The 20896-nt window shown below is 57.4% G+C and carries 17 protein-coding genes and 1 riboswitch; of the genes, 12 read left to right on the top strand and 5 right to left on the bottom strand.

The features are described from left to right. Nucleotides 1–18: 18 nt before the first annotated feature. On the bottom strand, nucleotides 19–2052 hold the full coding sequence (gene metG, locus MXM41_RS05615) for a methionine--tRNA ligase (RefSeq protein ID WP_325930418.1): 2034 nt from the start codon (nucleotides 2050–2052) through the stop codon (nucleotides 19–21). Nucleotides 2053–2217: 165 nt separating this feature from the next. Between metG and apbC the strand changes: the two genes are divergently transcribed. Beyond that, entirely contained in the window at nucleotides 2218–3327 is a 1110-nt protein-coding gene (apbC, locus tag MXM41_RS05610; RefSeq protein WP_325930416.1) for an iron-sulfur cluster carrier protein ApbC, read from the top strand. Nucleotides 3328–3448: 121 nt separating this feature from the next. Here the strand turns inward: apbC and MXM41_RS05605 are convergent, their stop codons facing one another. Then, nucleotides 3449–3781, bottom strand: a complete 333-nt coding sequence (locus MXM41_RS05605; protein WP_325930415.1) for an RcnB family protein — start codon at nucleotides 3779–3781, stop codon at nucleotides 3449–3451. Nucleotides 3782–4276: 495 nt separating this feature from the next. Here MXM41_RS05605 and MXM41_RS05600 point away from each other — a divergent pair, with 495 nt between their 5' ends. Genes MXM41_RS05600 through MXM41_RS05590 form a run of 3 tightly spaced genes read left to right on the top strand, consistent with a single transcriptional unit; the run spans nucleotide 4277 to nucleotide 8063 of the window. Further along, nucleotides 4277–5416, top strand: a complete 1140-nt coding sequence (locus MXM41_RS05600) for a polysaccharide export protein (RefSeq protein WP_325930414.1) — start codon at nucleotides 4277–4279, stop codon at nucleotides 5414–5416. Next, on the top strand, nucleotides 5416–5880 hold the full coding sequence (locus tag MXM41_RS05595; RefSeq protein ID WP_325930413.1) for a protein tyrosine phosphatase: 465 nt from the start codon (nucleotides 5416–5418) through the stop codon (nucleotides 5878–5880). The genes MXM41_RS05600 and MXM41_RS05595 overlap by 1 nt, the downstream gene beginning before the upstream one ends. Further along, entirely contained in the window at nucleotides 5862–8063 is a 2202-nt protein-coding gene (locus MXM41_RS05590) for a polysaccharide biosynthesis tyrosine autokinase (protein WP_325930412.1), read from the top strand. Before MXM41_RS05595 ends, MXM41_RS05590 begins: the two co-directional genes overlap by 19 nt. A gap of 46 nt (nucleotides 8064–8109) precedes the next feature. Here the strand turns inward: MXM41_RS05590 and MXM41_RS05585 are convergent, their stop codons facing one another. The 3 genes from MXM41_RS05585 to MXM41_RS05575 all read right to left on the bottom strand — a co-directional run bounded on the left by MXM41_RS05585 (nucleotide 8110) and on the right by MXM41_RS05575 (nucleotide 11680). Further along, entirely contained in the window at nucleotides 8110–9576 is a 1467-nt protein-coding gene (locus tag MXM41_RS05585; protein WP_325930411.1) for an aspartate aminotransferase family protein, read from the bottom strand. A gap of 18 nt (nucleotides 9577–9594) precedes the next feature. Beyond that, entirely contained in the window at nucleotides 9595–10977 is a 1383-nt protein-coding gene (locus MXM41_RS05580) for a diaminobutyrate--2-oxoglutarate transaminase (protein WP_325930410.1), read from the bottom strand. A gap of 241 nt (nucleotides 10978–11218) precedes the next feature. Continuing rightward, nucleotides 11219–11680, bottom strand: coding sequence for a hypothetical protein (locus MXM41_RS05575; RefSeq protein WP_325930409.1), 462 nt, complete (start codon nucleotides 11678–11680; stop codon nucleotides 11219–11221). A 339-nt stretch (nucleotides 11681–12019) separates the two neighbouring features. Next, nucleotides 12020–12116, top strand: a riboswitch (TPP riboswitch). 36 nt (nucleotides 12117–12152) lie between these two features. Here MXM41_RS05575 and thiM point away from each other — a divergent pair. The 8 genes from thiM (at nucleotide 12153) to MXM41_RS05535 (ending at nucleotide 20892) form a co-directional block, all read left to right on the top strand. Continuing rightward, nucleotides 12153–12923, top strand: a complete 771-nt coding sequence (gene thiM, locus MXM41_RS05570; RefSeq protein ID WP_325930408.1) for a hydroxyethylthiazole kinase — start codon at nucleotides 12153–12155, stop codon at nucleotides 12921–12923. Then, nucleotides 12920–13720 (top strand): bifunctional hydroxymethylpyrimidine kinase/phosphomethylpyrimidine kinase, encoded by an 801-nt coding sequence (gene thiD / locus MXM41_RS05565; protein ID WP_325930407.1) that lies wholly within the window; start codon nucleotides 12920–12922, stop codon nucleotides 13718–13720. Before thiM ends, thiD begins: the two co-directional genes overlap by 4 nt. A gap of 119 nt (nucleotides 13721–13839) precedes the next feature. Then, complete coding sequence (gene fbaB, locus MXM41_RS05560; protein ID WP_325930406.1) at nucleotides 13840–14892, top strand: class I fructose-bisphosphate aldolase; 1053 nt, start codon at nucleotides 13840–13842, stop codon at nucleotides 14890–14892. A gap of 344 nt (nucleotides 14893–15236) precedes the next feature. Beyond that, a complete protein-coding gene (locus MXM41_RS05555; protein ID WP_325930405.1) occupies nucleotides 15237–16391 on the top strand; it encodes a mandelate racemase family protein in 1155 nt (384 codons plus the stop codon). A 113-nt stretch (nucleotides 16392–16504) separates the two neighbouring features. After that, complete coding sequence (locus tag MXM41_RS05550) at nucleotides 16505–18121, top strand: ABC transporter substrate-binding protein (RefSeq protein WP_325930403.1); 1617 nt, start codon at nucleotides 16505–16507, stop codon at nucleotides 18119–18121. Beyond that, entirely contained in the window at nucleotides 18118–19155 is a 1038-nt protein-coding gene (locus MXM41_RS05545) for an ABC transporter permease (RefSeq protein WP_325930401.1), read from the top strand. The genes MXM41_RS05550 and MXM41_RS05545 overlap by 4 nt, the downstream gene beginning before the upstream one ends. Beyond that, a complete protein-coding gene (locus MXM41_RS05540) occupies nucleotides 19152–20057 on the top strand; it encodes an ABC transporter permease (RefSeq protein WP_325930400.1) in 906 nt (301 codons plus the stop codon). Before MXM41_RS05545 ends, MXM41_RS05540 begins: the two co-directional genes overlap by 4 nt. Then, complete coding sequence (locus MXM41_RS05535) at nucleotides 20029–20892, top strand: ABC transporter ATP-binding protein (RefSeq protein ID WP_325930399.1); 864 nt, start codon at nucleotides 20029–20031, stop codon at nucleotides 20890–20892. The genes MXM41_RS05540 and MXM41_RS05535 overlap by 29 nt, the downstream gene beginning before the upstream one ends. Nucleotides 20893–20896: the final 4 nt, after the last annotated feature.

The raw sequence follows: 20896 nt of genomic DNA, 5'->3' as shown, positions 1-20896 counted from the left end.
GAGCTCCGGCTTTTTCGTTTATTTCACCTGGTGACCAGGCAGCGCACCGCTGTCCGGGCTTAACAGGAAGATATCCTTCCCGCCAGGACCGGCGGCCATCACCATCCCTTCGGAAATACCGAAGCGCATTTTACGCGGCGCGAGGTTCGCGACCATCACCGTGTGGCGTCCAATCAGCGCCTGCGGGTCCGGGTAGGCGGAACGAATGCCGGAGAAGACGTTGCGCTTCTCGCCGCCGAGATCGAGGGTCAGGCGCAGCAGTTTGTCGGAGCCTTCAACAAATTCCGCGTTTTCAATCAGCGCAACGCGCAGATCGACTTTGGCGAAATCGTCAAAGCTAATGGTTTCCTGAATCGGGTCGTCCGCCAGCGGGCCGGTGACCGGTGCGGCTGCGGCTTTTACCTCTTCCTTCGACGCCTCAACCAGCGCTTCAACCTGTTTCATCTCAATGCGGTTGTAGAGCGCCTTAAAGGCGTTCAGCTTATGGCCAAGCAGCGGCTGATTGATGCTGTCCCAGGTCAGTTCGGTATTCAGGAAGGCTTCAGTACGTGCGGCCAGCTGCGGCAGAACCGGTTTCAGGTAGGACATCAGGACGCGGAACAGGTTAATACCCATCGAGCAGATCGCCTGCAGGTCAGCATCGCGTCCTTCCTGTTTGGCAACAACCCACGGCGCCTGTTCATCAACGTAGCGGTTAGCCAGGTCGGCGAGGGCCATGATTTCACGCACCGCTTTGCCGAACTCGCGGCTTTCCCAGGCTTCGCCAATAACGGCTGCCGCATCGGTGAAGGTTTTGTACAGCTCAGGATCGGCCAGTTCCGCCGCCATCACGCCGTCGAAACGCTTAGCGATAAAGCCCGCGTTACGGGAGGCCAGGTTAACGACTTTGTTAACAATGTCGGCATTCACGCGCTGCACGAAATCTTCCAGGTTCAGGTCGATATCGTCGATACGGGAAGAGAGCTTCGCCGTGTAGTAGTAACGCAGGCTGTCGGCATCAAAGTGGTTCAGCCAGGTGCTGGCCTTAATGAAGGTGCCGCGGGATTTGGACATCTTCGCGCCGTTCACGGTGACATAGCCGTGGACGAACAGGTTGGTTGGCTTGCGGAAACCGCTGCCTTCCAGCATGGCTGGCCAGAACAGGCTGTGGAAGTAGACAATGTCTTTGCCGATGAAGTGGTACAGCTCAGCGTCGGAGTCTTTTTTCCAGTAGTCGTCGAAGCTCAGGGTGTCGCCACGCTTGTCGCACAGGTTCTTGAAGGAGCCCATGTAGCCGATTGGCGCATCCAGCCAGACGTAGAAATATTTGCCGGGTGCGTTCGGAATTTCAAAACCGAAGTACGGCGCATCGCGGGAGATATCCCACTGCTGCAGGCCGGATTCAAACCACTCCTGCATCTTGTTCGCCACCTGCTCCTGCAGCGCGCCGCTGCGGGTCCACGCCTGCAACATTTCGCTAAACGACGGCAGGTCGAAGAAAAAGTGTTCGGAGTCACGCATCTCAGGCGTCGCGCCGGAGACCACGGATTTTGGCTCAATCAGTTCGGTAGGGCTGTAGGTTGCGCCGCACACTTCGCAGTTATCGCCATACTGATCCGGAGACTTACATTTCGGGCAGGTGCCTTTCACGAAACGGTCCGGCAGGAACATGCCTTTTTCCGGATCATAGAGCTGAGAGATGGTGCGGTTTTTAATAAACCCGTTCTCTTTCAGACGGGTGTAGATCAGCTCCGACAGCTCACGGTTTTCGTCGCTGTGGGTGGAGTGATAGTTGTCGTAGCTGATGTCGAAGCCAGCAAAATCGGTCTGATGCTCCTGACTCATTTCAGCAATCATCTGTTCCGGGCTGATACCAAGCTGCTGCGCTTTCAGCATGATTGGCGTGCCGTGAGCGTCGTCTGCACAGATGAAGTTTACCTCGTGGCCGCGCATTCGCTGGTAACGGACCCAGACATCAGCCTGGATATGCTCCAGCATGTGGCCGAGGTGGATTGAGCCGTTAGCGTACGGCAGAGCGCACGTCACCAGAATTTTTTTCGCGACTTGAGTCATAGTAGGTATTACTTCTTTTATCTGTAAAAAGGGTTTTTGATGTTACCCGAAAGGGAATAACTACGCCAAGTGATAAGGGCATTAATCCGTAAATGAATAATTGCTGTCTCTGGGGTAAACTTTGTAGTTACATGTCTTTTTCAGAACAACTACAAAGGAGTCGGGATGAGTTCTCAATCCCAGGCCAAATCACCGGAAGCCTTGCGCGCAATGGTCGCCGGGACGCTGGCTAATTTTCAGCACCCCACCCTGAAGCATAATCTCACCACGCTGAAAGCGTTACATCACGTGGCATGGCTGGATGACACTCTGCATGTCGAACTGCATATGCCTTTCGTCTGGAACCATGCGTTCGAGGCGCTGAAAGAGCAAACCAGCGCTGAGCTGCTGCGTATTACCGGGGCAAAGGCCATTGACTGGAAATTGACCCATACCATCGCCACGCTGAAACGAGTGAAGAACCATCCGGGCATCAATGGCGTGAAAAATATCATCGCGATCAGCTCCGGCAAAGGCGGGGTAGGCAAGTCTTCTACCGCTGTGAACCTGGCGCTGGCGCTGGCCGCCGAAGGGGCGAAGGTCGGTATTCTGGATGCCGATATCTATGGCCCGTCAATTCCAAACATGCTCGGCGCGGAAAATCAGCGTCCAACCTCGCCGGATGGTACCCATATGGCGCCGATCATGGCGTACGGTCTGGCGACCAACTCCATTGGCTACCTCGTCACCGACGATAACGCCATGGTGTGGCGCGGGCCGATGGCCAGCAAAGCGCTGATGCAGATGTTGCAGGAGACGATGTGGCCGGATCTCGATTATCTGGTACTGGATATGCCGCCGGGCACCGGTGACATTCAGCTGACGCTGGCGCAGAACATCCCGGTCACCGGCGCGGTGGTTGTCACCACGCCGCAGGATATTGCGCTCATTGACGCCAAAAAAGGCATTGTGATGTTCGAGAAAGTCGAGGTGCCGGTGCTGGGCATCGTCGAAAACATGAGCATGCACATCTGCAGCAACTGCGGACATCACGAGCCTATCTTCGGTACCGGTGGGGCAGAAAAACTGGCGGCACAGTATCACACTCAGCTGCTGGGTCAGATGCCACTGCATATTACGCTGCGTGAAGACCTGGACAGCGGTAAGCCAACCGTGGTCAACCGTCCTGAAAGTGAGTTTGCTGAGATGTACCGTCAGCTGGCAGATCGCGTTGCCGCACAGCTTTACTGGCAGGGTGAAGTGATCCCGGCTGACATCGCCTTCCGCGCGGTGTAACGCGTTGCCGGGGTAAAACTACGCTGCGGCCTGATGCCCTGACCCCGGCTCTCTCCCACAGGGAGAGGGGGCAAAAACAAAAAACGGTCACCTTAGCGTGACCGTTTTGCTTTTATCTCGATTAACGGTGGTAGAAAATATCGCCGTTATAGGCTTTGTAGATCTTACCGTCGGTATCACCCACCAGCACATAGTTCTCACCCATGTAGGTCCAGTGCGTGCCTGCCTCCGGTTTAGGGAGATTACGCAATTGATACTGCTTGATGGTGTATTCAGGTGTCAGATACTGCGCCGGGGCGAAATCACCAATCTTGAATTTCGTAAAATCGGCTACAAACTCCTGTTCCTCATAGGCCTGGATGCCTGAGGGTGCCGCTGCGGCTGGCGTTGCAGCGAAGGCTGCGCTCGTCAGTGACATCAATACGCCCAGAAGTAGAATTTTACCTTTAGTCATTTTTTCTCCAGATTTACCGTGGCCATTACTCTTGATCTGCCGTTTCGTGGCTGAGCAACAGAAAGTCTATAGTATGTTTTGCCGGCTGGCTCAGTGCGTAAAAAATGTAACAAATCAACACATCCCCGCGGCCATAAGCGCAGCTTTAATTATTTTCATTATGAATGGTTTAGTAATTTAAATTTATATCATTAATTATAATTTTATAAAATCCGAAAGTTATGCTCGCAGGCGTCATATCCGTTTACGCACTATATTATTTTTTTTCTCGAGTGTTTATGCTAGGCATAAATCAATTCAGGCTGTTTTGTTTCATCCTCTTTTAAAAGAGATCATCAGACCTTTTTCAACAGGGTTGGTGCGTCTCTTTTTATTATGCTTTTCTGTAACTCTTTAATTGTAATTGATATTTTCTTTATTGTGCTGTGGCAAATTTAATGGGAGCTACAGGGAAATTAATGGGCTATTAACGGAATATTAGAGAACCCCTTGTTAATGAAAATACCACTCCGCACCAGTGCAAATATTATTTGCGCAATATTATTAACGGGCTGCACTATTTCGCCTGGGCAGCATATAAATACGTCTGGAAAAAATAACGTTGTTGTTAACGACAATCCGTTTGATTTGAATAAAAAGGTAGATGTCTGGCCACTGACACCCTCGGTAATTGAACAGCTTCAGGGAAGCCAGACAAAATCTCAGGCAAATCCGAATCTCGATGAGCAATTAAAGCGCTGGGAATACCGCATTGGCACCGGCGATGTGCTGATGATTACCGTCTGGGATCATCCCGAACTCACCACCCCTGCCGGTCAGTATCGCAGCGCCAGCGACACCGGTAACTGGGTAGGCGCAGACGGCACGCTCTTTTATCCCTATGTCGGCAAACTGCACGTTGCCGGAAAAACCCTTGCCCAGGTGCGCGACGAGATCACGGCCCGGCTGGACCGCGTGATTGAAAGCCCGCAGGTCGACGTCAGTATCGCGGCGTTTCGCTCGCAAAAGGTCTATATCACCGGCGAAGTCATCAAATCCGGGCAGCAGCCGATTACTAATATCCCCCTGACCATTATGGATGCGATTAATGCGGCGGGAGGGCTCTCGCAAGAGGCAGACTGGCGAAACGTGGTGCTCACCCACGACGGCAAAGATACGCGCATTTCGCTGTATGCCCTGATGCAGCATGGCGATCTGACGCAAAACAAGCTGCTGTGGCCAGGCGATATTCTCTTTATACCGCGTAACGATGCCCTGAAAGTCTTTGTGATGGGGGAGGTGGTTAAACAGAGCACCCTGAAGATGGATCGCAGCGGCATGACGCTGGCAGAAGCGCTGACGAACGCCGGAGGCCTGAATCAGGCGATGGCTGATGGGCGGGGCATCTTCGTGATCCGCTCCACCGCCGGGAAAAGCCGTGACGGCAAAATCGCGCGTATTTATCAGCTTAATGCCCGTGACGCGTCAGCCATGGTACTCAGCACGGAATTTCAGCTCCAGCCCTACGATATCGTCTATGTCACCACCGCGCCGGTATCCCGCTGGAACCGGGTGCTGACGCAGCTGGTGCCGACCATCAGCGGCGTGCATGACCTGACAGAAACCGTGCGCTTTATAAAATCGTGGCCCGAATAATGATTCAGTCGATTCTGGTGGTTTGCACGGGGAATATTTGTCGCTCACCGATTGGCGAGCGGCTTCTGCAACAAAAGTTACCCACAATCACTATTGCCTCGGCGGGGACCTGCGCGCTGGCGGGACATCCGGCAGATAGCCAGGCGCAGAAAATCGCGGCTCTGTATGGCCTGTCGCTGGCGGATCACGTCGCCCACCAGCTGACGGCAACAATGATGCGGCAATACGATCTGATCCTCGCCATGGAGTCAGGACAGATAAACCAGATCTCACTCATCGCGCCGGAGATGCGCGGTAAAGCCCTGCTGTTTGGGCAGTGGCTCAGAGCCCAGGAGATCCCTGACCCCTACGGTAAAAGCATGGAAGCTTTTGAATATGTTTTTCGCCTGCTTGGCGAAGCAAGTCAGGAATGGGCTAACCGACTTACAGTTAAGGGATTACATACATGTCGTCGAAAAACGTAAATGCGCAGGGTTACGCTGCAGATAATCAAGAGTTGGATCTGGCGCGTCTTCTTGGAGAATTAATTGATCATCGCGTCTGTATTATTGGTATCACGCTATTTTTTACGCTCAGCGGAACCTTATATGCGCTATTTTCCTCACCGGTTTATCTCGCGGATGCGTTGGTGCAAATAGAAAATAAACAGCAGAACAGTATTCTCAAAACGTTAAACCACCTGGCGCCGGAGCGTTCATCGGATTCCGTTGCGGAGATCCAGCTACTGAAGTCGCGGATGATCCTCGGTGAAACCGTAGAGGCGCTGCGCTTACGCGATGAGATAACCCAGGTTCGCCTGCCGTTTATCGGCACTGGGTGGGCGAAGCTCACCGGGCAACCTGCCGCCACGCTGGCTCTCGATAATCTGACGCTTCCTCGCACCCAGGGCAAAACCCCGCAGCTGACGCTAACAGCCGAAGAGAACGGACGCTATCTGCTGGAAGGGGAGGGGGTTAGCGTACGCGGCACCGTCGGCGTACAGCTGAAACACGCCGGGGTGGAGATCGCCGTACGCGAACTTGCTGCGCGGCCAGGCACGCAATTCAGGGTGCGGCAACGCACCCATCTTGAGGCGATAAACGCCCTGAGCCGTCAGTTTAGCGTGGCGGAACAGGGCAAAGAGACGGGGATCCTTTCGCTGAGCCTGAGCGGCCAGGATCCCGTGCAACTCCCCAGCGTGTTGAATCACATTATGCAGAGCTATCTGCAGCAGAACATCGCCCGTCAGGCTGCGCAGGACTCGCAGAGCCTCATCTTCCTGCAGCGCCAGATGCCGCTGGTTCGTAGTGAGCTGGAGCAGGCTGAAGAACGCCTCAACAGTTACCGTAAGCAGCGTGACTCCGTGGATTTAACCCTGGAAGCTAAGTCAGTGCTGGAGCAGATCGTTAACGTTGATAATCAGCTCAATGAGCTCACCTTCCGCGAAGCCGAGGTCTCTCAGCACTTTAAAAAAGACCATCCGACCTATCGGGCGCTGCGGGAAAAACGTCAGACCTTAGAAGCCGAACGGGCGCGGCTGAACAAGCGTGTGGGGACGATGCCGTCAACACAGCAGCAGATCCTGCGTCTCAGCCGCGATGTGGATTCGGGCCGGGCGGTATACCTCCAGCTGCTTACCCGCCAGCAGGAGCTGAACATCTCCCGTTCCAGCGCAATCGGTAATGTGCGGATTATCGACCCGGCGGTGACGCAACCTGCACCCATTAAGCCGCGTAAGGCGCTGATTGTCGTTATTATGACCCTGTTCGGTTTCTTTATCGCTTCAGGCGGAGTACTGGCGAAATCGGCGTTGCGACGCGGGATTAATGCCCCGGAGCAGCTCGAAAATGAGGGAATTAACGTCTATGCCACCTTGCCGCATTCGGTCTGGCTGCACAGTAAAACCCGCATCGGTAACCGCTATTTCTTCCACTACTGCAAGCGGCACAAAATAGTTGACGTGCCCTTCTTACCGATAGACCGGCCGCTGGATAACTTTGTCGAAGCGGTGCGCGGGTTACGAACCAGCCTGCATTTCGCCATGATGGATGCCAAAAATAATATTCTGATGTTCAGTGGCCCGAGCCAGGACTGCGGTAAAACGCTGGTCAGCACCTCGCTGGCGGCACTGATGACGCAGGTTCAGCAGCGGGTGCTGTTTATCGATGCTGATATGCGCAAAGGCTATGTGCACAATATTTTTAGCTTGCGTAATGACGCCGGTTTATCGGATGTGCTGTCAGGCAAAGTGGCCTTCCATGAGGCTATCCAGACCTACGCCAGCGGGCAATTTGATGTGGTGACCTGCGGAAAATATCCCCCTAACCCCTCTGAGCTGCTGATGCATGAGCGTTTTCAGGCGTTTATGCGTTGGGCCAGCAAAGAGTACGATATGGTAATTATCGATACGCCACCGGTTCTGGCGGTCACAGACGCCGCGCTGATCGGCCGGATCGCGGCCTCCACGCTGCTGGTGGCCCGCTTCAAGGTTACCAGCGTCCGGGAGATGACGGTATGCCAGCGCCGTTTACAGCAGATGGGGGTCAACATTAAAGGCGCGATACTGAATGACGTCGTGAAATCCGCGGCAAGTTATTATGCTTCCGGTTACGATGCGTATGGCGACTCCGCCACGAAGCACGGAAAAGCGAAAAATAAAGCGGGATAACGTGGGGAATGAAGACCCGGCAGCGAGCGCTGCCGGGTTAAACAGCTTACTTCGCCAGCAGCTCGTGCGCCGTGCGTTCCACCAGTGACAGCAGGACTTTAACATCCTCCAGGGTCACGATAGGGTTCAGCAGGGTCAGCTTCAGGCAGGTGATACCGTTATGCTCGGTAACACCGACGTTGGCACGGCCGGATTCCAGCAGGGCATCGCCGATTTTCTGGTTGAGCAACGCGATGGCTGCGTCATCCAGCTGATGCTCCGGACGGAAGCGGAACAGCACGCTCGCCAGCTGTGGCGGCATCACCAGCTCCAGCAGCGGCTGTTCGGTGACGTACGCGGCAACCTGCTGGGCCATGGTGACACCGTGATCGATGATCTCAGCGTATTTCTTCTCTCCCAGCGCTTCCAGGCTCATCCACAGCTTCAGCGCGTCGAAACGACGGGTGGTCTGCAGGGATTTGGACACCAGGTTTGGCACGCCAGCCTCTTCGTCGAACTCAGAGTTCAGGTACGCCGCCTGATAGCGCATCAGCTCATAGTGACGCGCCTCTTTCAGCAGGAACGCGCCGCAGCTGATGGTCTGGAAGAACTGCTTGTGGAAGTCCAGGGTAACGGAATCCACCAGCTCGATACCGTCGAGGTAATCGCGATACTTCTCAGACATCAGCAGCGCGCCGCCCCATGCCGCATCGACGTGAACCCAGATATTCTGTTTCGCCGCCAGCTCTGCAATAGCACGCAGCGGATCGATAGCGCCCGCGTCAGTGGTACCGGCAGTGGCAACGATCGCCAGAATCTGTTCGCCGTTGGCATTGCACTGCTCAATTTTCGCGGCCAGATCGTTCAGATCCATACGCGAACAGTCGTCAGTTTTCACCTGGATTACGGACTGGTAGCCCAGGCCCATCAGCGCCATATTCTTCTGCACGGAGAAGTGCGCGCTGTCGGAGCACAGAACACGGATCTTACGCAGATCGCCCACCAGACCATCCTGCTGGACGGAGTGGCCCTGTCGCGCAAAGAATGCGTCACGCGCCAGCATCAGACCCATCATGTTGCTCTGAGTACCGCCGCTGGTGAAGACCCCAGCGTCGCCCGCCTGGTAACCCAGACGGGAACGCAGCCACTCGATCAGTTTTATCTCGATAATGGTCGCGGACGGGCTCTGATCCCAGGAGTCCATACTCTGGTTAGTGGCGTTGATCATCACTTCCGCCGCCTGGCTTACCACCAGGCTCGGGCAGTGCAGATGCGCCACACACTGCGGATGATGCACCGCCAGGCTGTCCTTCAGGAAATATTCAACGGCACGCTCGATAGCGGTTTCGTTGCCCAGCCCCTCGGGGCTGAAATCCAGGTTGATGCGCTCGCGCAGTTCGGCGACCGTTTTACCCTGGTACATTTCCGGCTGTTTCAGCCACTGCATAACCGCCTGGGTGCTCTGCTCGATCGCCTGCTGATAGGCTTCGATGCTTTGCGCCGAGGACGACAAAATCGGGTTTAACTCTGACATTGTATCCATTGTCTCCGGTTAGACTGGGCGAACGCCCGCAGCAAGCAGCGCCTGCTCAAATTTGTCCAGGAACACGTTCAGCTCCTGATCGCTGATCAGCAGGGAAGGCAGCAGACGAACAACGTTACCGTTACGACCGCCACGCTCCAGAATCAGGCCCGCTTCGAAGCACTTCTTCTGGATCAGCGCAGACAGCTCGCCGTCGCCCGGGAAGCAGCCCATGTGGTCGGCAGCTTCGTGCGGTTTAACGATCTCAATACCGATCATCATGCCCAGACCGCGCACGTGACCGATCACCGGATAACGTTTCTGCAGCTCAACCAGCTTCGCTTTCAGCCACTCGCCCTGGGCGGCAACTTTATCGGCGATGTTCTGCTCTTTGAGGATCTGCAGGGTGGTGAGGCCCGTTGCCATCGCCAGCTGGTTTCCACGGAAGGTACCGGTATGGTGGCCAGGAGACCAGGCATCGAACTGCTTTTTGATACCCAGAACGGCCAGCGGCAGACCGCCGCCCACAGCTTTGGACATCACCACGATATCTGGCTGAATACCCGCGTGTTCGAAGGCGAAGAATTTACCGGTACGGGCAAAGCCAGCCTGAACTTCGTCGAGGATCAGCAGAATGCCGTGCTCTTCGGTCACTTTACGGATGCGTTGCAGCCATTCAACCGGCGCCGGGTTCACCCCGCCTTCGCCCTGAACTGCTTCCAGGATCACGGCTGCAGGTTTACGCACGCCGCTTTCAACGTCGTTGATCAGGTTTTCGAAGTAGTAGGCCAGCGCTTTAACACCCGCTTCGCCGCCGATACCCAGCGGGCAGCGGTACTGATGCGGGTAAGGCATGAACTGCACTTCTGGCATCATGCCGTCAACCGCTTCTTTCGGAGACAGGTTGCCGGTCACGGACAGCGCGCCATGGGTCATGCCGTGATATGCACCAGAGAAGCTGATGATGCCACTGCGGCCGGTCACTTTTTTCGCCAGCTTCAGCGCGGCTTCTACTGCATCTGCGCCGGACGGGCCGGTGAACTGCAGGCAGTACTCTTTGCCCTGACCTGGCAGCATAGAGAGCAGGTATTCTGAAAACGCGTCTTTTAACGGCGTGGTCAGATCCAGGGTATGTAACGGCAAGCCGCTGGTAATGACACTTTGGATGCTTTTCAGCACATCAGGATGGTTATGACCCAGCGCCAGCGTTCCCGCACCGGCCAGGCAATCCAGATACTCTTTGTTATCCGCATCGGTGATCCACACTCCATCCGCCTTCGTAATGGCTAAAGGCAGCTTGCGCGGATAACTCCTGACATTGGATTCCATTTCGGCCTGACGGGCCAGATAGGTTTCGTTGGTTTTGAAAGTAGAAGCATTCAAAGTATCAATACGGACTTTATCCGTCATCATATCACTCCTACAACCGCAGCTCAGCACGTGGCCACGATTGAATAATTAATGAAAAAATGAGAAGGGCCTCAAAAAACGCGGCCAATATAGAGCCTTTTTGCCCGGGGCTCAATGGTTAATTGTTTATCGTTTTGTAACGCGCGTTGAATCAACGCGCGCAAGGCGTAACCCCGCATAGCGCCTGAGGTTTCCTGGGGGGCGTTGCGGGTAAAAAAGAGGGGAGTTTTAGAATGCTTTAGAACTACTTTTGAACGACGTTCAGAATGCCGTTATCGCGGCCATGGGTTTTATTCCAGGACGCATCGGTCACGCCGTTTGCATCCAGCGAGATTGACAAGACGTAACCTGCGCCTCTGACTTCATAGAAGTTAGCGTTGAAGCGTTTCACCGTGGCTTTTTTGCCGTTGATGGTCGCCTGGGTGAAGCCATTATTGATGCTGGCCTTAATGCCGTTGGCGCTAAAGGAGGCTTCATGCAGCGGGTCGGCAGCGTGGGCCGCCTGGGCATGTTGTAACGCTTCATGCGCATTCTCAAGGGCCTGTTTTTCTGCGGCTGCATTGATCGCGGCCTGACGGTTCTGGTCGGCAATGTAGCAGGCATCACGGCTTATGCCTTTGGCCTGACATTGTGCTAAGCGCTGCTCTTCTGAGACGCAGCCCGCCAGTAAAGTGGCAACCATACCCACCAACAGAATCTTTTTCATACATTAACCTTAAATGAGTGGAGGAACCGTTTATTCCCCGGGAGTTGATTTGATAATTATTATTGGTCAGGCCATTGCTCTCGTGCAGCTATATTAGAGACACAGTAATGGCGCGGGGTGACTATCGCGGAACGGGCGTTCTTTCAGGTTGATGAAGATCACGTTTAGCACGAATAGCTCAAAACATGAGAGTTATCCTGGCTAACGGCTATTAAGAGGTCATGAAATGGTTTGGCAGTTGTAAGCAGAGTAGTGACGCGAATGTGATAAATGTGAGGGCGTCAGAAAGGGCCTTGCTATTGCCAGACGCATCCTCTACGCTGCCTCAATTACATTATGTAATTTGACTCGGGGTGCCCTTCTTTGTGAAGGCTGAGAAATACCCGTACCACCTGATCTGGATAATGCCAGCGTAGGGAAGTCAGATGCCCTCGCGGGCTATCGCTTCTTCGCGCACGGCAGGAGCGATACCATGCAGCCTGACCTGCTTAATTTTCACGCCTTACACCATTTCCGAACCCGTTCTCCGCTCACCCACTGCATGACCAACGACGTGGTGCAGACCTTTACCGCCAACGTTTTGCTGGCGCTCGGCGCGTCACCGGCAATGGTGATTGAAGCCGAAGAGGCGGAACAATTCTCGGCTATTGCGGATGCGCTGCTGATTAACGTCGGAACCCTGACCGCGCCCCGCGCCCAGGCGATGCGCCGGGCCATTGAAAGCGCGGTTGCCGCCGGTAAACCCTGGGTACTGGACCCGGTGGCCGTCGGCGCGCTGGGCTACCGCACCCGTTTCTGTCAGCAGATCCTCGCCCTCAAACCGGCAGCCATACGCGGCAATGCCTCTGAAATCCTCGCGCTTGCGGGGATGAGCGCGGGCGGACGCGGGGTGGATACCACCGATACGGCCGCCAGCGCGCTGCCTGCGGCCCAGGCGCTGGCACGGCAAACCAACGCGATTGTGGCGGTGACGGGAGAGGTGGATTACGTCACCGACGGGCTGCGCACCCAAGACCTGAGCGGGGGCGACCTGATGATGACCCGGGTGGTGGGCACCGGCTGTGCGCTGTCGGCGGTGGTGGCGGCCAGCTGTTCGCTGCCGGGCGACCGGCTGGATAACGTCGCGGCGGCCTGCGGCTGGATGAAACGGGCCGGTACCCTTGCGGCTGTACAAAGTCGCGGGCCGGGCAGTTTTGCGACGGCGTTCCTGGATGCCCTGTGGGAACTGGGGGCACAACGATGAAACGCATTAATGCTCTGACCATTGCCGGCACCGATCCCAGCGGCGGCGCGGGGATCCAGGCCGATCTGAAAACCTTCTCTGCGCTGGGCGCCTATGGCTGCTCGGTGATTACCGCCCTGGTGGCGCAGAACACCCGCGGGGTGCAGTCGGTCTATCGCATAGAGCCCGATTTCGTGGCGGCGCAGCTGGAGTCGGTGTTCAGCGATGTGCGCATCGACACCACCAAGATCGGCATGCTGGCCGAAACCGATATTGTCGAGGCCGTGGCGGAGCAGCTCCTGCGCCATCAGGTGAAAAACGTGGTGCTGGACACGGTGATGCTGGCGAAAAGCGGTGACCCGCTGCTATCACCTGCGGCGGTGGATACGCTGCGCAGGAAGCTGTTGCCGCAGGTGGCGCTCATCACCCCCAACCTGCCCGAAGCCGCGGCCTTGCTGGACGCTCCCCACGCCCGCAATGAGCAGGAAATGAAAGCCCAGGGCTATGCCCTGCTGGCGATGGGGTGTGAGGCGGTGCTGATGAAGGGCGGGCATCTGGACGATCCCGAAAGCCCAGACTGGTTATTCACCCGCGACGAGGCGATGCGCTTTACCGCCCCGCGTATCAATACCAAAAACACCCACGGCACCGGTTGTACCCTGTCTGCCGCGCTGGCTGCGCTGCGCCCGAGGCATGATAACTGGGCCGATACGGTGCGCGAAGCCAAAGCCTGGCTCTCCTGTGCGCTGGCACAGGCAGATACGCTGGAAGTGGGGCAGGGCATCGGCCCGGTCCACCATTTCCATGCGTGGTGGTAAAGGTTAAAGGCTTATAGCTGGAAAATTCGCGACCCACAGACCAGGCTTAGGGGGCTCGCAATCCTGTGAGCCTGGAGAAGACATGCCGACGGCCTGTCGGCACTAAGGGGAGCAAAGTTATGACTGATATTGCGCAGTTGCTTGGCAAAGACGCCGAAAACCTGTTACAGCATCGTTGTATGACCATTCCAGCCGACCATCTCTGTCTGCCTGGCCACGACTATGTCGATCGCGTGATGATCGACAACAACCGCCCGCCTGCGGTGCTGCGAAATATGCAGACGCTGTATAACACCGGGCGTCTGGCCGGGAGCGGCTATCTGTCGATCCTGCCGGTGGACCAGGGGGTGGAGCACTCGGCCGGAGCGTCGTTTGCCGCCAACCCGCTCTATTTCGATCCGAAGAACATCGTCGAGCTGGCGATTGAGGCGGGCTGTAACTGCGTCGCCTCCACCTACGGGGTACTGGCTTCGGTCTCCCGGCGGTATGCGCATCGTATTCCGTTCCTGGTCAAGCTCAACCACAACGAAACCCTGAGCTATCCCACCGAATATGACCAGACCCTGTATGCCAGCGTCGAGCAGGCGTTCAACATGGGCGCGGTGGCGGTCGGCGCGACCATCTATTTTGGTTCTGAGCAGTCGCGACGTCAGATCGAAGAGATCTCCGCCGCCTTTGAGCGTGCCCACGAGCTGGGGATGGTGACCGTACTGTGGGCCTATCTGCGTAATCCGGCCTTCAACAAAGACGGCACGGATTACCACGTTTCCGCCGATTTAACCGGGCAGGCCAACCACCTGGCGGCCACCATCGGGGCGGACATCGTGAAGCAGAAAATGGCCGAAAACAATGGCGGCTATAAGGCAGTCAAGTTTGGTTACACCGACGACCGGGTGTACACCAAACTGACCAGCGATAACCCCATCGATCTGGTGCGCTATCAGCTGGCGAACTGCTATATGGGCCGCGCAGGGCTGATCAACTCCGGCGGCGCGGCGGGAGGGGAAACCGACCTCACCGATGCGGTACGCACGGCGGTGATCAACAAACGCGCGGGCGGTATGGGGCTCATCCTCGGTCGCAAGGCATTCAAAAAATCGATGGCCGACGGCGTGAAGCTGATTAACGCGGTGCAGGACGTCTATCTGGATAAAAAAGTGACCATCGCGTAACCCCTCACCCTAACCCTCTCCCCAAAAGGGAGAGGGGACCGTTCGGCGCCGTTTTTTCTCCCTCGCCCCTTTGGGGAGAGGACCGGGGTGAGGGGATTTGACCGCACCTGACCCTGTTCGAAACCCCATTTCATTTCATTCAAATATCCCTCCCGATCCACTTCACATTTCCCCACTCTTTTGTGAAAAGTGTCACTCTGACCCGTGCAGATGCACAAAAAACGGGCGACGCTTAGCGGAATTTGTCTAAGGCAGTGGATGAATTTTACGCTTAAAGTTACTTTCGAAACGGCTTTTCAAAATCAAAGAACACGCTGAACCTACGCAGTTTTAAGGACAAAAAAATGAAAATCGAATCCGTAAACGTCACCGTCTTTCAGTATCCCACGCGCCGGGTCTCCGACAGTGCCGGGCACTCCCATCCGGGGCCCGAAAGCCTGGCGAAAATGGCGATGCTGACCATTACCGCAGACGATGGCACCAAAGGGTACGCTTTTGCACCACCGGAAGTGGTGCGTCCCTTTGTGGTCAATACCTTCTTTCGAAAAGTGCTGGTCGGCCAGGACGCATTTAATCGCGAGAAGATCTGGCAGGAGCTGGCGCACTGGCAGCGCGGCAGCGCCCACCAGCTGACCGAGCGCGCGCTGGGTTTTGTCGAGCAGGCGTTGTGGGATCTGATTGGCCGCAAACTGAATATGCCGGTGTGGAAGCTGCTGGGCGGTTACCGCGATAAAGTGCCCGCCTACGGCAGCACCATGTGCGGCGACGATCTGCCGGGGGGCCTCTCCACCCCGGAGGAGTACGCCAGCTTCGCTGAAAAACTGGTCGCCCGCGGCTACAAGGCCATCAAGCTCCATACCTGGATGCCGCCGGTCTCTTTCGCCCCCAATCCGAAGATGGATATCAAAGCCTGCGCCGCGGTGCGCGAAGCGGTCGGGCCGGATATTGACCTGATGATCGACGGCTACCACTGGTACAGCCGCGCGGAAGCGCTGTGGATCGGTAAAGAGCTGGAAAAACTGAATTTCGCCTGGTTTGAAGAGCCGATGGAAGAGGAGAGCATGGCCTCCTATGCCTGGCTTGCCGAAAACCTCTCTATTCCCATCGTCGGGCCGGAAAGTCTGGGCGGCAAGCACCACAGCCGCGCCGACTGGGTGAAAGCCGGGGCGTGCGACATTCTGCGTGCGGGCGCGGGCGGCGTGGGCGGCATCTCGCCAACGTTGAAAGTGGCAAACCTGGCCGAGTCGTTCGGCATGGATTGCGAAGTCCACGGCAACGGCGCGGCGAGCCTGGCGGTGATTGGCGCGATCAAAAACTGCCGCTGGTACGAACGCGGCCTGCTGCACCCGTTCCTTGATTACGACGAGCCAGCGGCGTATCTGCACAGCCTGATCGACCCGATGGATGAAAACGGCATGGTCAGCCTGCCGGATCGCCCGGGACTCGGCGAAGACATTAATTTTGCGTATATCGAAGCCAATACCGTCAGCCACGACTGAACAATAAAAATGCCCGATGGCGCTTCGCTTATCGGGCCAATAAGGCCCCGTAGGCCGGAGAAGGCGTAAGCGCCGCTATCCGGCAAAACGTACCCTACAAACGGTATACACAGATGAACAAAAACTCCCTCACGAGGGCGTGTGTACTCGCGCTCTCGCTGATGATGGGGAGCGGCGCGGCGTACGCAAAAACGCCGCCCGATCAGCTCATCATCGGTATGAATATGAACAACCTGCTGACCCTCGATCCGGCCGCGATGACCGGCAACGAGGTGGTGGGTATTGTGGTCAACCTTTACGATTCGCTGGTGGAGCTGGATCCCAACACCCTTACCAACGTCAAACCGGCGCTGGCGAAATCCTGGGATATCTCCCCCGACGGCAAAACGCTGACGTTCCACCTGCGCGATAACGTCACCTTCCACTCCGGCAACCCGCTCACCGCTGAGGACGTAGTGTGGTCGATGCGTCGCCTGCTGCACCTTAATCTTGCCCAGGCCTCGGTGTGGAAATCTTACGGCTTTAGCAAGAAGAACATCGACCAGCAGGTGAAAGCCCTGGACGACCACACCGTGCAGCTCACTTTGCCAAAGGCTAATGACCCGCAGCTGGTGATCTACTCCCTGGGGGCGCTGGGCAACCTCGGCGTACTGGACCGCAAAACGGTGCTGAGCCACGAGGTGAACAACGACTGGGGTAACCGCTGGCTCACCACCAACGAAGCCGGATCCGGGCCGTTTATGCTGGAGACCTGGCAGGCAAAAGATGTGCTGCGCATGCAGCGCAATCCGCACTACTGGCGCGAAGAGCCGAAGATGAACCGGGTGGTGTTGCGCCACTTCCAGGAGTCGCAGACCCTGCGCCTGATGGTGGAGAAGGGCGATCTGGATATCGCCAGCAACATGGCGGTGGCCGACATCAACGCCCTGCGCAAGGATCCGCAGCTGACGGTGGAAGCCGTGCAAAAAGGCACGGTCTACTACGTGGCGATGAGCATGAAGGAGGCGCATTTCGCCAACCCGAAGGTGCGCGAAGCAGTGCGCTATCTCATTGACTATCAGGGCATCAACAAGGCGCTGATGCCGGGCTACGGCGTGCTGCACCAGCGGCCCATCAAGGCGGGGATGCCGTCGACGCTGCCCGACCCGGGCTACAAACTCGATATTCCGCGCGCCAGAAAGCTGCTGGCGGAAGCGGGCTACCCGGAAGGGTTCGACACCACACTTAGGGTGCTGGCGGATCAGCCGTTCCTTAATATCGCCATCGCGGTGCAGTCCACCCTGATGCAGGCGGGTATCAACGCCAAAATCATCACCGGCACCGGGAATCAGATCTACGGCGCAATGCGCGAGCGTAAGTTTGACATGCTGGTCGGACGCGGCGGCAGCGGCGTGGAGCCGCACCCGCACTCCAGCCTGCGCGCGCTGGTCTATAACCCGGACAACAGCGACGAAGCCCGGCTGACCAACTTCCAGGGCTGGCGCACCAGTTTTTACGACAAACCGCTGAACGAGATGATCGACAAGGCGCTGCTGGAGCGCGATCCGCAAAAGCAGATCGCCGACTATCAGCAGATTCAGGTGCGTTATGACCAGCTGATCCCGGCGCTGATACCGCTGTCGCAGATGGTCGATTCGGTGGTGGTGCGTAACGAGGTGAAAAACTTCCAGTCGCATCCGTCGGCCACCACCTTCCTGCGGGAAGTGTACAAAACCGGAGGTGAACAATGAGCATTGCGCTACTCGGACCAGGCTCCCGCACCCGGCGTTTCTCGAAGCGGTTGACCCAGGTACTGGTGACCCTGTTCGGCCTGCTGCTGCTGACCTTTTTCATCGGCCGCGTGATGCCGGTGGACCCGGTGCTGGCCATTGTTGGCCCGGATGCCGACCACAGCACCTATCAGCAGGTCTACCAGCAGCTGGGCTTTGATAAGTCCCTGCTGACCCAGTTTGGTATCTACCTCAACAACCTGCTGCACGGCGATTTTGGCAATGCCCTGCTGACCGGCAAACCGGTGCTGGATGACATTCTGCGCGTCTTCCCGGCGACGCTTGAGCTGGCAACCATGGCGATTATCGTCGGCGCCGGGTTAGGGATCCCGCTGGGGGTGCTGGCTGCGGCGCGTCGTAACAGCGTCTCGGATTACGTGGTGCGTATTATCAGCCTGGCCGGTTACTCCACGCCGATCTTCTGGGTGGGGATGATGGGACTGCTGCTGTTTTACGCCTGGCTCGGCTGGGTGGGCGGCGCCGGACGGCTGGATTTAGGGCTGGATGGCATAGTGCCGCGCCGCACCGGGCTGATGACCGTCGATGCCCTGCTGGCAGGCAACAGCGCGGTATTCTGGAACGCCATTAACCACCTGGTGCTGCCGGCCTCGCTGCTGGGTTTCCACTCCCTGGCCTACATCAGCCGGATGACCCGCAGCTTTATGCTGGCCCAGCTGTCGCAGGAGTTCATCATCACCGCCCGGGTGAAAGGCTTAACCGAGCGGCAGGTGATCTGGAATCACGCGTTTCGCAACATCCTGGTGCAGCTGCTGACGGTGGTGGCACTGGCCTACGGCTCGCTGCTGGAAGGTGCGGTGCTGATTGAGACCGTCTTCTCCTGGCCGGGCTTTGGCTCCTATCTCACCGGCAGCCTGCTGCTCGGGGATATGAACGCGGTGATGGGCTGCGTCCTGCTGGTGGGGATGATCTTCGTGATGCTCAACCTGCTCTCCGACATGCTGTATCAACTCTTTGACCCGAGGACGAAATCATGACCGTTTCTCTGGATACACCGCTGCGCGCCTCCCGCAGCGAAGGGCGCCAGCGCCTGGCGCGCATGGCCCGTCGCACCCTCGGGTTTGCCGGGCAGATGGCGCGCAACCCGCTGACGGCCATCGGTGGTGGCATCATTTTGCTGCTGCTGATCGTCGCGGCTTTCGCGCCCTGGATCGCCCCGTATAACCCGCTGGTGCAGGATCTGAATAACGTCCTGGTGGCGCCGAACGCGCAGCACTGGTTCGGCACCGACGAGTTTGGTCGGGATATCTTCAGCCGCCTGGTGTACGGCTCGCGCATCACGCTCTATATCGTGCTGCTGGTGTCGGTTACCGTCGGCCCGCTGGGGCTGCTGCTCGGCGTCACCGCGGGCTATTTTGGTGGCAAGGTGGATGCGGTGCTGATGCGCGTCACCGATATCTTTATCTCCTTCCCAAGCCTGGTGCTGGCGCTGGCGTTTGTGGCGGCGCTCGGCCCGGGGCTGGAACACGTGGTTATCGCCATCACGCTCACCGCCTGGCCACCGATTGCCCGTCTGGCAAGGGCGGAGACCCTCTCCCTGCGCCAGGCCGATTTTATCTCCGCCGTGCGCCTGCAGGGTGCCTCGCCGGTGCGGGTGTTATGGCGCCACATCGTGCCGCTGTGCCTGCCGTCGGTGATTATCCGTATCACCATGAACATGGCGGGGATCATCCTGACCGCCGCCGGGCTCGGTTTCCTCGGCCTCGGTGCCCAGCCGCCAGAGCCGGAGTGGGGGGCGATGATCTCCAGCGGGCGCACCTACATGATGGAGTGCTGGTGGGTAGTGACTATTCCGGGGCTGGCGATCCTCATCAACAGCCTGGCGTTCAACTTCTTAGGAGATGGCTTACGTGACATCCTCGATCCTCGCAGCGCCTGATGCGCCGCTGCTCGACGTACGCGATCTGCACGTCGACTTTATCAACGGACGCGCGGTCACGAATGCGGTGCGCGGCGTCTCCTTTCAGCTGGGCCGTGAGAAGCTGGCGATAGTCGGCGAGTCGGGCTCCGGGAAATCCACCGTCGGGCGGGCGCTGCTGCGCCTGCATCCGGCTAAAGCGCAGATCACCGCCACGCGGATGCAGTTTGGCGACGTTGATCTCCGCAGCGTCAGCGAGGCGCAGATGCGCGGCATTCGCGGTAAGCGCATCTCGATGATCATGCAGGACCCGAAATACTCCCTTAATCCGGTGGTGTGCGTCGGGGATCAAATTGCTGAAGCCTGGTTAACTCACCATCCGGGGCGCAAGGCGGAAGCCAAAGCGAAGGTGCTGGAGATGCTGGACGTGGTGCGCATTCGCCAGCCGGAGCGGGTTTACCATCTCTATCCGCACGAAATTTCCGGCGGGCAGGGGCAGCGTATCATGATCGCCATGATGCTGATCACCGACCCCGAACTGGTGATTGCCGATGAGCCCACCTCGGCGCTGGACGTCTCGGTGCGTCTCCAGGTACTGGGCCTGCTGGACGATCTCGTCCAGTCCCGCGGGCTGGGGCTGATCTTTATCAGCCACGACATCAACCTGGTGCGCAGCTTCTGTGACCGGGTGCTGGTGATGTATGCCGGGCGGGTGGTGGAGTCCATTGCCGCCTGTGATTTACACAATGCGCAGCACCCCTATACGCAGGGGTTAATCAATGCCCTGCCAGAGATGAATCACCGCCGCCCGGTGCTGCCGGTGCTGCAGCGCCAGGCCAGCTGGCTGACCGAATAAGGAG

This window comes from Leclercia adecarboxylata (assembly GCF_035787115.1).
GTDB lineage: Bacteria > Pseudomonadota > Gammaproteobacteria > Enterobacterales > Enterobacteriaceae > Enterobacter > Enterobacter adecarboxylatus_E.
The sequence above is the reverse complement of the archived record's forward strand: the minus strand, read 5'-3'. Positions and strand labels throughout refer to the sequence as shown.

What these genes read in the sequence shown, in the direction of transcription:
- metG (WP_325930418.1), bottom strand. Translation starts at nt 2,052, where the DNA reads ATGACTCAAGTCGCGAAAAAAATTCTGGTGACGTGCGCTCTGCCGTAC.
- apbC (WP_325930416.1), top strand. Translation starts at nt 2,218, where the DNA reads ATGAGTTCTCAATCCCAGGCCAAATCACCGGAAGCCTTGCGCGCAATG.
- MXM41_RS05605 (WP_325930415.1), bottom strand. Translation starts at nt 3,781, where the DNA reads ATGACTAAAGGTAAAATTCTACTTCTGGGCGTATTGATGTCACTGACG.
- MXM41_RS05600 (WP_325930414.1), top strand. Translation starts at nt 4,277, where the DNA reads ATGAAAATACCACTCCGCACCAGTGCAAATATTATTTGCGCAATATTA.
- MXM41_RS05595 (WP_325930413.1), top strand. Translation starts at nt 5,416, where the DNA reads ATGATTCAGTCGATTCTGGTGGTTTGCACGGGGAATATTTGTCGCTCA.
- MXM41_RS05590 (WP_325930412.1), top strand. Translation starts at nt 5,862, where the DNA reads ATGTCGTCGAAAAACGTAAATGCGCAGGGTTACGCTGCAGATAATCAA.
- MXM41_RS05585 (WP_325930411.1), bottom strand. Translation starts at nt 9,576, where the DNA reads ATGTCAGAGTTAAACCCGATTTTGTCGTCCTCGGCGCAAAGCATCGAA.
- MXM41_RS05580 (WP_325930410.1), bottom strand. Translation starts at nt 10,977, where the DNA reads ATGATGACGGATAAAGTCCGTATTGATACTTTGAATGCTTCTACTTTC.
- MXM41_RS05575 (WP_325930409.1), bottom strand. Translation starts at nt 11,680, where the DNA reads ATGAAAAAGATTCTGTTGGTGGGTATGGTTGCCACTTTACTGGCGGGC.
- thiM (WP_325930408.1), top strand. Translation starts at nt 12,153, where the DNA reads ATGCAGCCTGACCTGCTTAATTTTCACGCCTTACACCATTTCCGAACC.
- thiD (WP_325930407.1), top strand. Translation starts at nt 12,920, where the DNA reads ATGAAACGCATTAATGCTCTGACCATTGCCGGCACCGATCCCAGCGGC.
- fbaB (WP_325930406.1), top strand. Translation starts at nt 13,840, where the DNA reads ATGACTGATATTGCGCAGTTGCTTGGCAAAGACGCCGAAAACCTGTTA.
- MXM41_RS05555 (WP_325930405.1), top strand. Translation starts at nt 15,237, where the DNA reads ATGAAAATCGAATCCGTAAACGTCACCGTCTTTCAGTATCCCACGCGC.
- MXM41_RS05550 (WP_325930403.1), top strand. Translation starts at nt 16,505, where the DNA reads ATGAACAAAAACTCCCTCACGAGGGCGTGTGTACTCGCGCTCTCGCTG.
- MXM41_RS05545 (WP_325930401.1), top strand. Translation starts at nt 18,118, where the DNA reads ATGAGCATTGCGCTACTCGGACCAGGCTCCCGCACCCGGCGTTTCTCG.
- MXM41_RS05540 (WP_325930400.1), top strand. Translation starts at nt 19,152, where the DNA reads ATGACCGTTTCTCTGGATACACCGCTGCGCGCCTCCCGCAGCGAAGGG.